The 13,649-nt window shown below is 37.8% G+C and carries 12 protein-coding genes; 5 read left to right on the forward strand and 7 right to left on the reverse strand.

The window, feature by feature from the left end:
* Nucleotides 1-279: 279 nt before the first annotated feature.
* Together fusA and ylqF are read right to left on the reverse strand one after the other, a co-directional pair.
* Nucleotides 280-2,367 carry an elongation factor G gene (gene fusA / locus AN389_RS08595; protein ID WP_055015545.1) on the reverse strand — a complete coding sequence of 696 codons (2,088 nt, stop codon included), beginning with the start codon at nucleotides 2,365-2,367 and terminating at the stop codon, nucleotides 280-282.
* An 813-nt stretch (nucleotides 2,368-3,180) separates the two neighbouring features.
* Nucleotides 3,181-4,134 carry a ribosome biogenesis GTPase YlqF gene (gene ylqF / locus AN389_RS08600; RefSeq protein ID WP_055019625.1) on the reverse strand — a complete coding sequence of 318 codons (954 nt, stop codon included), beginning with the start codon at nucleotides 4,132-4,134 and terminating at the stop codon, nucleotides 3,181-3,183.
* A 411-nt stretch (nucleotides 4,135-4,545) separates the two neighbouring features.
* Here ylqF and AN389_RS08605 point away from each other — a divergent pair, with 411 nt between their 5' ends.
* Complete coding sequence (locus AN389_RS08605) at nucleotides 4,546-5,274, forward strand: HAD family phosphatase (RefSeq protein WP_055019626.1); 729 nt, start codon at nucleotides 4,546-4,548, stop codon at nucleotides 5,272-5,274.
* Here AN389_RS08605 and AN389_RS08610 read toward each other — a convergent pair.
* Genes AN389_RS08610 through AN389_RS08620 form a run of 3 tightly spaced genes read right to left on the reverse strand, consistent with a single transcriptional unit; the run spans nucleotide 5,248 to nucleotide 8,962 of the window.
* Nucleotides 5,248-6,006 (reverse strand): dCTP deaminase domain-containing protein, encoded by a 759-nt coding sequence (locus AN389_RS08610; RefSeq protein WP_055019627.1) that lies wholly within the window; start codon nucleotides 6,004-6,006, stop codon nucleotides 5,248-5,250. The two genes, AN389_RS08605 and AN389_RS08610, sit on opposite strands and share 27 nt — an antisense overlap.
* A 13-nt stretch (nucleotides 6,007-6,019) precedes the next feature.
* The gene (locus tag AN389_RS08615; protein ID WP_055019628.1) at nucleotides 6,020-7,270 is read right to left on the reverse strand and encodes an LlaJI family restriction endonuclease; all 1,251 of its coding nucleotides are present in this window, start codon (nucleotides 7,268-7,270) and stop codon (nucleotides 6,020-6,022) included.
* 12 nt (nucleotides 7,271-7,282) lie between these two features.
* Nucleotides 7,283-8,962, reverse strand: coding sequence for an McrB family protein (locus tag AN389_RS08620; RefSeq protein WP_055019629.1), 1,680 nt, complete (start codon nucleotides 8,960-8,962; stop codon nucleotides 7,283-7,285).
* Between the two features lie 94 nt (nucleotides 8,963-9,056).
* On the opposite strand from AN389_RS08620, the gene dcm reads away from it, so the two are divergent.
* Complete coding sequence (dcm, locus tag AN389_RS08625; protein ID WP_082430548.1) at nucleotides 9,057-10,331, forward strand: DNA (cytosine-5-)-methyltransferase; 1,275 nt, start codon at nucleotides 9,057-9,059, stop codon at nucleotides 10,329-10,331.
* Between the two features lie 25 nt (nucleotides 10,332-10,356).
* On the opposite strand, the gene AN389_RS08630 is transcribed toward dcm, so the two are convergent.
* Nucleotides 10,357-11,124, reverse strand: coding sequence for an LlaMI family restriction endonuclease (locus AN389_RS08630; RefSeq protein ID WP_055019631.1), 768 nt, complete (start codon nucleotides 11,122-11,124; stop codon nucleotides 10,357-10,359).
* A 159-nt stretch (nucleotides 11,125-11,283) separates the two neighbouring features.
* Between AN389_RS08630 and AN389_RS08635 the strand changes: the two genes are divergently transcribed.
* Together AN389_RS08635 and AN389_RS08640 are read left to right on the forward strand one after the other, a co-directional pair.
* Entirely contained in the window at nucleotides 11,284-11,820 is a 537-nt protein-coding gene (locus AN389_RS08635; RefSeq protein ID WP_055015579.1) for a YaeQ family protein, read from the forward strand.
* Between the two features lie 17 nt (nucleotides 11,821-11,837).
* Entirely contained in the window at nucleotides 11,838-12,443 is a 606-nt protein-coding gene (locus AN389_RS08640; protein ID WP_055015543.1) for an alpha/beta hydrolase, read from the forward strand.
* Here AN389_RS08640 and AN389_RS08645 read toward each other — a convergent pair.
* Nucleotides 12,440-12,649 carry a hypothetical protein gene (locus AN389_RS08645; RefSeq protein WP_055015542.1) on the reverse strand — a complete coding sequence of 70 codons (210 nt, stop codon included), beginning with the start codon at nucleotides 12,647-12,649 and terminating at the stop codon, nucleotides 12,440-12,442. The genes AN389_RS08640 and AN389_RS08645 overlap by 4 nt on opposite strands.
* A gap of 346 nt (nucleotides 12,650-12,995) precedes the next feature.
* Between AN389_RS08645 and AN389_RS08650 the strand changes: the two genes are divergently transcribed.
* Complete coding sequence (locus AN389_RS08650; RefSeq protein ID WP_004585992.1) at nucleotides 12,996-13,469, forward strand: Dps family protein; 474 nt, start codon at nucleotides 12,996-12,998, stop codon at nucleotides 13,467-13,469.
* Nucleotides 13,470-13,649: the final 180 nt, after the last annotated feature.

Consider the following 13,649-nt stretch of genomic DNA (forward strand, 5'->3'; position numbering starts at 1 on the left):
TTTATACCTTAAACAAGCTGCTATATAATTTCCCTTTTATAATTAACACCTAAAACTGACTGAATCAAATAACCGCTCTTGCGCACTCTTTGCGAAACTAAACAGTCATTGCTCCCACGGTCACTTTGGCTTTAATTACATCACGTACTTTAGCGCTTTTACTTAGGCTATCATTGCTGATATTACAGTGTTAGAGAGTCGCTAGCTCTGTAAGTAATTAAATCATAGGCAATAAAAAACCCGCAACATGTACGGGTTTTTTTAGAGTAAAAGAGCTAATTACTTAGCTGCTTTTTTCTCTTTTTCTGCTGCGATTACTGTCTCAGCTACGTTTTGTGGACATGGAGAGTAGTGTGCGAACTCCATAGAGAACTGACCACGGCCCGATGTAATTGTACGTAGGTGACCAATGTAACCAAACATTTCAGAAAGAGGTACTTCACCTTTGATGCGAACGCCCATTGCGCCAGCTTCTTGGTCTTTGATCATACCACGACGACGGTTAAGGTCACCGATTACGTCACCTACATTGTCTTCTGGCGTGAACACGTCAACTTTCATGATTGGCTCAAGAAGTTGTGCACCTGCTTTAGGGATAGATTGACGGAAAGCACCTTTAGCAGCGATTTCAAATGCGATAGCAGATGAATCCACGGCGTGGAAAGCACCATCAAAAAGCTCTACTTCAACGTCAAGCACAGGGAAGCCAGCAAGAACACCTTCGTCCATCATTGACTTAAAGCCTTTCTCAACTGCAGGCCAGAATTCTTTAGGTACGTTACCACCAACAACTGAAGAGGTGAATGTAAAGCCTGAATTTTGCTCGCCTGGCTTAATACGGTAATCAATTTTACCGAACTGACCAGAACCACCAGATTGTTTCTTATGCGTGTAGCTATCTTCGATTTCACGAGTGATAGTTTCACGGTAAGCAACCTGTGGTTGACCAACAATAAGGTCTACGCCGTAAGTACGCTTAAGGATATCTACTTTGATATCTAAGTGAAGCTCACCCATACCTTTAAGGATAGTTTCGCCTGAATCTTCATCAGTCTCAACTTGGAAAGACGGATCTTCTGCAACCATTTTACCGATCGCAATACCCATCTTCTCGTTACCACCTTTATCTTTAGGAGCAACAGCAATTGAGATTACTGGATCAGGGAAAATCATCGCTTCAAGTGTACATTCGTGCTTAGGATCACATAGTGTGTGACCTGTTTGTACGTTTTTCATACCAACTACAGCAATGATGTCACCCGCTTGCGCTTCTGTAAGCTCATTACGCTCATCAGCTTGCATCTCAACCATACGGCCGATACGCTCAGTTTTACCTGTTGCTGAGTTAAGAACCGTATCACCTTTCTTCATGCGACCTGAGTAGATTCGAATGAAAGTAAGTGCACCAAAACGGTCATCCATGATTTTGAATGCTAACGCTTTAAGTGGCTCATCAGCAGAAACAGTTGCTACTTCACCTGTTGGCTCACCAGTTTCTTTATCTGTAAGAGGTTGAGGGTCTACTTCAGTTGGTGAAGGTAGGTAATCAACTACAGCATCTAGAATTAACTGCATACCTTTGTTTTTGAATGCAGAACCACAGTAAGTTGGGAAGAATGCAAGGTCACGTGTACCTTTACGGATACAACGTTTGATGTCTTCTAGAGACGGCTCTTCACCATCCATGTAAGCCATCATTAGATCTTCGTCTTGCTCTACCGCAGACTCAACCAGCATCTCATGGTATTCTTCAACTTTGTCTACCATGTCAGCAGGAACATCTTGGATTTCGTAGTTTTCAGGAAGACCAGTGTCATCCCAAACGTACGCTTTCTTCTCTAGTACGTCTACAACACCTGTAAACTGATCTTCAATACCAATTGGTAGAGTCATCACTAGTGGGTTCGCACCAAGTACTTTTTCTACTTGGCCTACAACGCGGTAGAAGTCTGCACCCATACGGTCTAATTTGTTTACAAAAATTACACGCGCAACTTCTGACTCATTCGCATAACGCCAGTTAGTCTCTGATTGCGGCTCAACACCACCAGAACCACAGAATACACCAATACCACCGTCTAGAACTTTTAATGAACGGTAAACTTCAACTGTGAAGTCAACGTGTCCTGGAGTATCGATAACGTTAAAACGGTGATCTTTCCACTCACACGTAACAGCTGCTGACTGGATAGTAATACCACGCTCAGCTTCTTGCTCCATGAAGTCAGTTGTTGACTCACCGTCGTGTACCTCACCAGTCTTATGAATTTTACCCGTAAGCTTTAGGATACGCTCAGTGGTGGTAGTTTTACCCGCATCAACGTGCGCGAAAATACCAATGTTTCTGTACTTCGATAAATCTGCCATTATTTTACTCTTAATAAAGTCGATAAATTATTCGGCGGGAGTATAGCATTACTTAAAGCGAACATCACCATACAAGTCGATTAAAATGCAATCAATTCAATAAAATTTTTTTAGATTTACATTCAGCACTGGTTAAATAGCACTGATTATTATGTAACCCATTAATAATGTGGAATTTTATTCTGGTAAACTGAAGTGCACTTAGTTATTTAATTATTTTGTAACCACCTTCGTAGTGCACAATACTGACGCCGTATTAATCTCCCGCTAGCGCGTTTATTTTGATTAAAATCTCTTAAAACCATAAATATTTCGCCTCTTTATAGCTATTTAATTGCCTTTTATTAAGCAGAAAATACTTTTTTATAAATCAACTCGAGTCGGCTTGCCTATATTCGATGCTTCCAAATTATATATCAAACTCTTGAATGACTAAAAACCAACACAAGTAATCGCCATAAAAGATGAATAAAAAACAAACTAAATAAAATAAGAATTATTTGCATTTGGGTGTTGACAGTTTATTAGATCTAACTGATAATCAATATCAACAAGGCGGGAATGCATACCCACTTGTGACGGAATGAACTAATTTGTTTCTCGACCCTGAAACAACGTGTGGCGCACGTAAACAGCTATGGTTACTTGTTATGAACCGCAACGCCCCTTGATGTTGATGATGAGTAACCGCCCTACTATTTTACTTGCTACATTGCTCATATCGGTGACGGTAGATATGAAACTAAAAAAGCCCTTACGGGCTTTTTTTATGTCTGTAATTTAGTGAACAACATGCTCACATAAATTAATCCATTAACGGCGGTTTTTACGTGCACGTGCACGGCGCTGTTTTTTCTCTTCTTCTTTGGCTGCCTTTTTAGCTTCTGCCGCGGCGCGTAAACCGGCGACCATTATTTCTTCTTCTTCACGCATGGCAGGGGTTTCCATGGTAATGCGGCCAATAATGCCATCACGAAGTTCGTTTATGAGTATTTCAGACATTTTATAAGTATCTATTTGATTACCACCACGAATGCAGCCACGTTTTTTGCCCGCCATTTCAACAAATTCCCAATCACTTTCTGGCAGTTCATCTATTTTATAACGTGCTTTTAAAAGTTCAGGATAGGCTTTCAATAAATATTCTGCCGTATAGCTTGCCACATCTTCGTATTCAAGCGCGGTATCACGTATCGCACCGGTAGCGCCTAAGCGATAACCCGAGTTCTCGTTTTCTACTTTTGGCCAAAGCATGCCTGGCGTATCGTAAAGCATAATGCCGTCTTCAAGCTTAATGCGCTGCTGCGCCTTGGTAACCGCAGGTTCATTCCCTGTTTTTGCCACTATACGACCGGCTAGTACATTAATTAATGTCGATTTACCCACATTTGGAATACCCATGATCATGGCTTTAATTTGCTTATCAGCCCCTACTTTGTGTGGCACCAATTTTTTACACAGCTCATTAATGCGGTGTACCTCAGCGGCTTTATCATGACCAAACGCAATGGCTTTTACGCCACTTTCTTGCTCAAAATAGTCTTTCCACGCTTGGGTCATTTTAGGGTCGGCTAAATCAGCCTTATTTAAAATTTTGATGACCGGCTTGCCTTCACGAAGCGTGGCTACCATCGGGTTTTCACTACTGTAAGGAATGCGTGCATCAAGCACTTCAATGATCACATCCATTTGCGGCATTATTTCTTTAATCTCATTACGGGCTTTATTCATGTGCCCAGGGAACCACTGTATTCCTGCTCTACTCATTTGATTTATAAACCTTTTATATCAACCCATAACACCATGGGGTACTGTGTGGGGTACTGGGTGAGTAATTTCGATTTATCACCTCAACTAATACTTATAAGTTTACAGCATTTACTGGCTCTATTGCATAAGTTTATGGTTAAGCCATAATAAGAATCATATTTGATAAAAAAAGAATGTTGCATGGTTCATTTCTTTTTTAATGGTCAATAAGATACCCCCCTAGATTTAGACTACTTGGCTAAGTTGTGTAGGTTAAGTAATGAATTTAGTGTTAATAACTTCCTTTGAAAGTTACTTTGAGTGCTCTATAGTTTGCTAACCACAAAGTACTTAATAGCCACAAAGAAAGCTTAAGGACTATTTCATCAGTATGCTAAAATGAACTTGATTTAGTAGCTAGAGATATAAATGAGCAATTCAAAAATAAACTTCATTCCTAAAATATGGTTCTTCGATATGGAGGGCACATTACTCCAAAAAGATTTCGCTTTAGATAATGGAAAGGTTGCTCCTAGTGCTTGGACCGTTTTAGCTAAATTAATTAGTGAGGAATGTTACTTAGAGGAAGAGTTATCAAAAGATCGGTGGAACGCTGGTGAATATAACGGCTACTTAGACTGGATGAAAGATACAATTCGTATTCAACAAGAACATGGCATAAAGAAATGGCATGTAGATGAAATTGTAAAGTCAGCAAAATTACATAATGGTGCTCATGAGCTAATAACATTAATAAAAGCGACTAATGCCAAGGTCGTATTAATTAGTGGTGGAATAAAGGCTTTAGCCGATAAGGTACAGCGAGAGCTAAAGATAGACCATGCTTTTAGTGCATGTGAGTACTTTTTCGATGACTTCGGTAACCTAGATTTTTATAACCTTTTACCTACAGACAACGAAGGTAAAGCAAGCTTCATGCAACAGATTGCAAAAGAATATGGTGTTCCTCCGTCTGAATGTGCATTTGTTGGAGATGGAAAAAATGATGTGGCGCTAGCTAAAAGTGTTGGTATTTCAGTTGCCTTTAATGCACAAATTGAGCTATCACAGATAGCAACATTTTCTATCAAACAAAAAAAAGGCCAAGAAAACCTTGCCTATATAAAAGAGTTAATCTTTAGTCCCGACTCTTTCTAAGTACTCTATTCTTTTGGTTAACACCTCAATTTTAAGCTCTAATGCTTTTTGCTTTTCAGTTACAAGGAGTTCATACTTCGAAATAGTTATTGGCGCTATAATAGTAATTAAAGCCAACGAAACAGAAAGCCATATAGCTGCTTTACCTAACTTTATCTCAGCAGCTTTACTTGCTACCTCTTCTGCAATTTGGGTTTTTAACAAATCCCTGTTTAAAAAATACTTTGGTAATCGAGAAATATCCTCTATTTTATACTTTAAATATGTATAGTAATCATAAACTCTAGGCTTGACTGCTTTTATATTTTTTTCATCAAAGTTCTCAAGTTTATGAAAAACAACTCGAAAAAATTCCTGCTCACTATCTATATCAAATTCTTTTGTAGAAAAGTTAGTAACTAGTGTGGACAGAGGCCCTTTAAAACCACTATCTACAATTCCTGTGTTTAATGCCAACATTCCTTTTTGCGACAGTCTATTTTTTAAAAAGACGTAGGCGACATAGCCTAGCCTCACATCTATTATTTCGGAAGATACTAAAGATACCATCTCTTGCGGCTTCAGTTTATGAGAATCCGAAGTTGCCACATTACCATCATCATTCTTTGAAATGATTGTTCTTACATGTAAATCAATACTTGATTTACCTAGATAGGTTGTGTCTAGTAATGAACCATCTGAAAAGCTTTTCACCAAACCTAAATTAATTGCTTCAAACGGGGATAATTGCACTTATGCTACTTCCTTATAACTTAATTAACTGTTTAAAAACGAAGCTTTTTATTACCTCTAAAGGCTCTATAAAACTGCATATAATAACAGGGTAATCATCTAGCAGATCTTCTTCCAAAATATTTTTCATGTTTGGCTCAGCCATGTACGCAGACTCAATTGGCCCATTATTACCAGGGAATATAAACATATTAGAGACATTGTTATCAGGGTATATTGATTTCACTGCTTTTGCGTAAAAGAACTGCTTGACTAAATCTGGCCAACCTGGCGCTGTTTCTAAACTTTTCGCAGCGTAATATTTAGCATCAATAACTGTAAAGTCCTCTGTATAGGGATCTCTAAGAACTATATCGGTTCTTTGCCCTTTCCTACTCGCTAACTTCAATTCACCATTTATTTTATATACTGGCTTAGCTAGCTTTTTATTAATAGGAAAAATATTTTTAAGCGTTTTTGATAGCATATGCTCCCACATACCCTCAAACCTTTTCACGCCAATAGAAAAATCACTTTTTTGTGACATACTTTCTAATTTTAGGTAGCTAATTAATTGTTTAATCAGATAGATATCACGGTCAGAGTAAGCGCGTGTTAACTCATTGTTTAGGTGATAAATCTTCGCATCATTACCCATTAATGAGGTAGGGACATCGATAAGCTGCTTAGTTATAGCTCCATCATCATCGTTAATTAACCAGCCGACTTTTTGATCTAAATTACGTAAAACTTCCGCATGAATTTTCGCGGTTTCACAGTTGGAATATACTCGCTTGATAGAACCTGCTAATTCTAAGTAAACAGGACTATCACCAGACGTATACGGTATAGATTGCTTAATCGTACGGTTCCAATCTACTTTCCCTGAGTTTACTTTCCTTTCAGATACTCTACGTGTGAAAAGACCGTTGTTGAAGTAGTCTTCAAATAAAGCAAATATTAAGCCTAGGTACTCTTGCCCATGAATACCTTCATCAACTAATTCATCAGCACTTATGGCATTATCTTTATCATCTAAATAACGTTTAAGTGCTTTCAATAAAGTTGCACATACTTTCTTCGTGCTTGACTCATCGATTTCTACATAGTCACTATTTCGGGGAAGAAATACAGCAATTTGATCGTCAAAGTTAATTAAGCCGCAAAACATAACTTTTTGTCCATTACCGTAAAGTAGCCCCTGCTTATTCAAATTTTGAACTAGCTTCTTGGGCATAGCTTTAACAATGCTTTGCCTATCTTCAAATAGATATAATTTACGCATTTTTAATTAAATCTATTCTGGTTGTTCATCTGCGACAACTTCTTGAACTTTTTGCGCTTCGCTTAATGCCTCAGATAACTTAGCCTCAAAGTTTTCAGAAAAGATAGGATTACCTTCTCCAAATTGATGTGACAACTGACCGAAAGTACCTGCTACTGATGTATTAAAAATCACATCACGCTTTCCATGACGAAGTACATCATCCCAGAGGTAAACTAATATTTTACCTTTTAGTGTATTATTAGCTTCTACAATAGTAGTGAGCTCTTCATCGGATACAAAGCGGTGGCCTAAAAGGCGATCTTCAGGGACTTGCAAGGAAGACAAGGTATCATTAACAACTTCAGCAAATACTTTCCAAGGTACTTCAGGCTTTGAATCATCAGCAAACGTTAGTTTGAAATTACCAACACCGGCCTGAGTAAAATCTATAGGTAAATATTCAAATAACCAACGCCTTTTAAAGGCGGTATCCATCGGCATGACCGATTGGTCACTACTATTCATAGTAGCAAGAATTGATAAGTTAGAAGGCAAGTAAAGCTCATTAAACTTATCTGGTTCATTTAGATTTTCTTTAATGTGAAGCAACATATCGGGATCAGAAGCTTCTATCTTATATTGGCTTTCACCTTGCATATTTCGATCTAGCAGCTGGAAAATCTCACCAAAAACAGCTGCGGCAGGCGCTCTATTAAGCTCTTCAATTACAAGATAAACATGTTTACTCGTATCATTTAAGGCTTCTATTAATGCCTTAGTGAATGGCCCAGGTCTAAACTCATAAGAAATCTTTTTTTCACCATTCGAATCTATCATAACTGGCTTTAAAGCGCCTACGAAATCACTGTACTGTGTGTCAGGGTGAAAAACCGTTGTGTAGCGACAATGGTACTCAGTTATTTTGTTTATACGATGACTCTTCCCTGTCCCTGGCGCACCATAGTAAATTTTATTTATGGCTTTTAAGTTATTAGTTGTATAAGTTGTTTGTAACTCTGTAATGGTATTATCTTTGATCTCAAACTCTTCTACATTCATTTTCGAGAAGTATGTCTTTAAATCTATATCTTGATTAAAGGCATTTATAAGGACTTTAAGCTTTGACGAGTTAGCTACAACTAAATTACAAGCTAATGCGATACTTGATTCATAAACATCACTACGATCTAAAGTTTTACCTTTGGCAGCCTCAGACTTACGACCAGTTTTTATCCACCAATCACGATCTGACATAAACTTTATAAAAAAGTCTTTCTCATCTGTATTAGTGATGAGGGTATCCAAAATTTCGATAAAGTCTTTCTCTATTTCTGAACCTTGATTCCCCCAAAGCTCACTTGGAAATTGTTTCAAGTAGGTATCAATATCTTTTGCGTTATAGCCTTCTGCTCTTAAACCTTTTTTGATCTCATCTATAACACTTTTATACTCAAAAATAGCACCATATAAGTCACTAAAGCAAAGGGCATACCACAACCCAGAAGATGGTACATCTGCACGTAGGCCTGCCTTTCCAATAAACGTGATTGAGAATGGGTTTATGACGTGTGTTCCAGACGAATCAACATTGCCGAGAGCTTTTATTAGTCGTGCTTTTAGCTCTTCATCGATTTGAACATCACTAGAATAATTCAATTTGGTGAATTGATTTTGACATTTATCAATTAAGGTATTGAGATTTTGTAGCAAAATTCCCTCTCACATATTGTCTGATCATTTATACAGTGCTATCCTACCAGGATTAAAACCGGATAAGTTAAATAGCATAATGAGTACTGTTTCAATGAATAAAGATATAGCAAGTCAAATCAAAAGTATACGAGAAAACTTAGGCTTAGGACGTACAGAATTTGCGAACTTACTTGGTATGGCTTCTACTGGTGAGAGAACAGTTAGGGGGTGGGAAACTGGCGAGCATAAACCTACAGCAAAAAAGCTAACTGATATATTCAATCTAGAATCAGAGTTAAAATCTCATTTAGAGAGTGCTCCTTTTAAACAAAAACCTTTATCAGAGTCTGAATTTACATTTATAGATTTATTTGCAGGAATTGGTGGGATCAGATTGCCTTTTCAAAAACTTGGTGGGCACTGTGTATTTACCTCTGAGTGGGATAAGTTTGCGCAAAAAACATACCTAACTAATTTTGGTGAAATGCCAAATGGTGACATTACTCAAATCGCTGCTTCAGACATTCCTGATCATGACATCCTTTTAGGAGGCTTCCCGTGTCAAGCATTCTCTCAAGCTGGCCTCAAACAAGGTTTTAGTGATACCCGTGGAACCATGTTTTTTGAAATTCAAAGGATACTCACTGAGAAAAAGCCTAAAGCTTTCGTTCTTGAAAACGTAAAGCAACTTCAGGGGCATGATAAAGGCCGTACCTTAAATACTATCTTAGATATTTTAAGGGGTAACTTTGATTTAGAAATACCTGATGATGTGCCTTTAAGTGAAGAGACAAGGCATGCGCTATCAGAGAAATTAAATTATTGGGTTGATTATAAAGTACTTAGGGCGGGTGACTTTGGCGCTCCTCAAAACAGAGAGCGCGTTTTCGTTGTAGGGTTTGATAAGAATTACTTTAAAGACTGTGACTTTAGTGAGCTATTTAACTGGCCGACCCCGCCTAAAACACCAACAAGAGTAGGTGATATTTTAGAAGACTTAAGCGCTATAGCCCCTAGTGATGATAAGTTTACAATATCGGAGAAATTATGGGCAGGCCACCAGCGCAGAAAAGAAGAGCATAAAACTAAAGGGAATGGCTTTGGTTACTCGCTGTTTAATGCTGAAAGTGAATATGCAAATACAATCAGTGCTCGTTACTACAAAGACGGCTCTGAGATTTTAATTGATCAATCAGAACTTGGTAAGCGCCCTAGAAAGCTAACGCCCAGAGAGTGTGCTCGATTACAGGGCTTTCCTGAAGAATATATTGTAGATGCAGTTTCTCAAGGTCAAATATATAAGCAGTTTGGTAATTCTGTTTGTATGAAGGTTGTTGATGCATTAGCAAATGAAGTAGTAAAAACTCTACTAAATATTAATAAATAATAGAGTTTCTTTAAATACGAAATTATTAACTGTAGCGGGAAACTACTAGTTTATCCCATAAGTTATTGCTAGCTCTCCAGTGTGAATAGGGTCTACGGTTTCCTTGATACATTCCAGAATCAAAGAAAACATGCCCTTCTCGCACTAAATTAAGCCAATTTTCGTAGTTCATCGGTTCACCAAAAACAATTGCGTCAAAAACACCACAACCATTAAGAGTACACTTGAACCAACCTTTTTGGTTGAATTTTCGCTCTAACTTAGGCTTTATTTTTGCTTTCGTCCATTGAGCCACTAGTAAATTTTGCTTTTGTAATTCCTTAGGAATTATATCAGACTTATTTTTACGCATATCAGCAGAGTAATTGTAAATTGCTTGTATATCTTGTCCTGGTGTGATGATTAACTTTTGCCCAAATCGATTAAACTGTTTTACTTTAGGAACAGGCATTCCAGACCACGAGTATCGATCTTCTTTATTTGGGTTAGCTTGACCGAAAGCAACTAAAAACTCTTTATCTCTATTTAATTTTTTTATTGTTGGCTCAGAACGATAGCGACCCCAAAGTGATTTGTCTGGAGACCAATCACCAAAAGATGTTTTAGATGCGGTATGAGTCTTCATTTCATAACCAAAAATATCAGCTAAATTACTAGAATTAGCCTTAATACCCATCTGTCTTTCTAACCAATGACCATGACTTCCATGATGACGTCGACCTTGAACTTCTGGCTTTTTACCTTTTACATTGTTGATAAAAAGTTCAATAATTTTTTTCTTGTTTAACTCCATTTAATCATCCTTGTAACTTTACTCATCAAAAAATTAATCGCTAATATAATGTTTTGTACCTGTAAAGACAAATTATTTAAGGCTGTCGATAAGCTACTTTTTAACTGGCAATTCATTTAATTGCGCTATACTGGCGCAAATTTTTTTAGATTAGATATTATGGCTCTTAAATCTACCATTATTAAAGCGCAATTATCGTTAAGCGATATGGACCGCCACGTGTACCAAGACTTTAATTTAACGTTGGCACAGCATCCCTCTGAAACCGAACAACGCTTGATGATTCGCTTATTAGCCTATGCGCTAAACAGTTGTGATGGCTTAGAATTTACCAAAGGCTTAAGTGCCGACGATGAACCTGAGCTTTGGCATGTAAACTACAGTGAGGAAATAGAGCTGTGGATTGAGCTGGGTTTGCCAGATGAAAAGCGCCTTAAAAAAGCCTGTAATAAAGCTAAAAAAGTAGTGCTTTATACCTATGGCGAAAACAACCAAGCTATTTGGTGGCAAAAACATCAACCTAAGTTGTACGATTTTAAAAACTTAAGTATTTTTAGCCTTGATTACGCCGCTACTCAGGCACTTGCAGATTTAGCAGACCGCAATATAAAACTTACCATTACCGTTCAAGATGGTGATGTGTGGGTCAGCTCTAATACGGCTAATATTGAAATAAAACCACAACAGTTAATGTAAATTGTAGGTAAGGGCGTATGAAAATAAACCACGTTATTGTATTACACGGCCTTTATATGTCGGGCTTTGTTATGCGCCCGCTGTGCTCTCGTCTTGAACAGTCTGGCGTTAAAGTACTTAATCTCACTTACAATACGCTCGACCCTAATTTAAGCACCATATTTAAACAAATTGATGAGTTTATTGGTGATGAGCCTTCTGCATTGGTATGCCACTCTATGGGCGGTTTAATTGCGCGCGCTTACTTAGAGGCAGGCTCGCAAGCGAGCCAGTGCGTCACTAAAGTAATTACACTCGGCACGCCTCACCAAGGCAGCCACATAGCGAAAAAAATGAAGCAAAAAGGGTTTGAAACCTTTTTAAAAAACAGCGTTGAATTTTTACTCACCAAAAATGGTAATTGGCCGTTTAAGGCCAAGCTTTACAGTATTGCTGGCGATTTGCCCATTGGCTTAATGCCGTTAATTGTAAAAGGCAGCCAATCAGACGGCACTGTACTACTTGATGAAACCAAGCTTAAAGGCATGGCTGAGCATAAAGTGTTTCATTTAAGCCACACCAGTATGATTTACTCTCGCCAAGTGCTTGAATACATTATTAAGTGTCTTAACGAAGCAGCCTAGCCTTCTCCCGCCTCTGCTATTTTATAACTGATTAAAAATATTACCCCTAAAATAAGTGGCATTGGCGCGGCAATGTAACCAAACGTGTCAGCATTGGCAAAGCTTGCGCCAGCCAAGTGCGCCACCAGCCCTAACACAAAGGCTATAACGGCTATACCTACCACTATTAATTCTGCTTTATTTTGTTTTACTGTTTTTGCATCCATAATTGCTCTCCAATAAATTTAAAATATTTATATAGCTCGAGAGAATTATGCGCTACAGCCACAGGCATTTACTGATTTAGATCAATACATCAAATAGCCAATATTCAACCTTGTAGAAAACTTGTTTTAGATCATAATTTATCCATGTTTTGTCTTTATTTTATTGTTAAGGGGTAGAATTTTAATAAATTCGTTCCATCTATATTGTATGCGTCATTTGTTGTGCTTTACGTTACTAATAGTTAAGACCTATTACACCGAGTGGTTTAAACGATTTTACTAATTAACAGCACTAAGCAATAATGATCATCAGTTCATAAATAAACGGTTCATCAAGGAGCAAGGTATGTCACAGGTAAATGCAATTGGTTTAAACAGCGCAAAAAGCGAAGACATTGTTAAGTCACTCAATACATTATTGAGCAGCTACCAAATTCAATACATGAATGCGCGCGGTTTTCATTGGAATATTAAAGGCCGTAACTTTTTTGAATTACATATTAAATTTGAAGAGATTTACAACCTTCTGCTTGAAAAAGTAGATGAAATTGCTGAACGTATTTTAACGTTAGACGGCGCACCATTACATGCGTTTTCTGATTACTTAGAAGTCAGTGAAATTAAAGAAGCTAAAAACATTAGCGATGGTACCGCAGCCGTAGAAAACCTATTAGCTGGTTACAGCACACTAATTAAAATGCAACGTGAAGTACTTACTCAAGCAGGTGATGCAGATGATGAAGGTACAGCGTCATTAATGGGTGATTATATTTCAGAGCAAGAAAAGCTAGTATGGATGTTAAAAGCGTACTTAGACTAGGCCAAAAAAAAGCCCTCAAAAGGCGAGGGCTACAAATAGGGAGAATCGTAAATTTCTTTGCGATTCGGATACTATAGTAGCGCCCCCTACTGACTAAACAACGCCACTGTTACCAGTGGCGTTGTTTTTGGTTTAAGCGGTACGTAAACCATTTTAAAGTAATCCAGCCCACCCTTATCG

The sequence above is a fragment of the Pseudoalteromonas sp. P1-7a genome, assembly GCF_001401855.1.
GTDB lineage: Bacteria > Pseudomonadota > Gammaproteobacteria > Enterobacterales > Alteromonadaceae > Pseudoalteromonas.

What these genes read in the sequence shown, in the direction of transcription:
- fusA (WP_055015545.1), bottom strand. Translation starts at nt 2,367, where the DNA reads ATGGCAGATTTATCGAAGTACAGAAACATTGGTATTTTCGCGCACGTT.
- ylqF (WP_055019625.1), bottom strand. Translation starts at nt 4,134, where the DNA reads ATGAGTAGAGCAGGAATACAGTGGTTCCCTGGGCACATGAATAAAGCC.
- AN389_RS08605 (WP_055019626.1), top strand. Translation starts at nt 4,546, where the DNA reads ATGAGCAATTCAAAAATAAACTTCATTCCTAAAATATGGTTCTTCGAT.
- AN389_RS08615 (WP_055019628.1), bottom strand. Translation starts at nt 7,270, where the DNA reads ATGCGTAAATTATATCTATTTGAAGATAGGCAAAGCATTGTTAAAGCT.
- dcm (WP_082430548.1), top strand. Translation starts at nt 9,057, where the DNA reads ATGAATAAAGATATAGCAAGTCAAATCAAAAGTATACGAGAAAACTTA.
- AN389_RS08630 (WP_055019631.1), bottom strand. Translation starts at nt 11,124, where the DNA reads ATGGAGTTAAACAAGAAAAAAATTATTGAACTTTTTATCAACAATGTA.
- AN389_RS08635 (WP_055015579.1), top strand. Translation starts at nt 11,284, where the DNA reads ATGGCTCTTAAATCTACCATTATTAAAGCGCAATTATCGTTAAGCGAT.
- AN389_RS08640 (WP_055015543.1), top strand. Translation starts at nt 11,838, where the DNA reads ATGAAAATAAACCACGTTATTGTATTACACGGCCTTTATATGTCGGGC.
- AN389_RS08645 (WP_055015542.1), bottom strand. Translation starts at nt 12,649, where the DNA reads ATGGATGCAAAAACAGTAAAACAAAATAAAGCAGAATTAATAGTGGTA.
- AN389_RS08650 (WP_004585992.1), top strand. Translation starts at nt 12,996, where the DNA reads ATGTCACAGGTAAATGCAATTGGTTTAAACAGCGCAAAAAGCGAAGAC.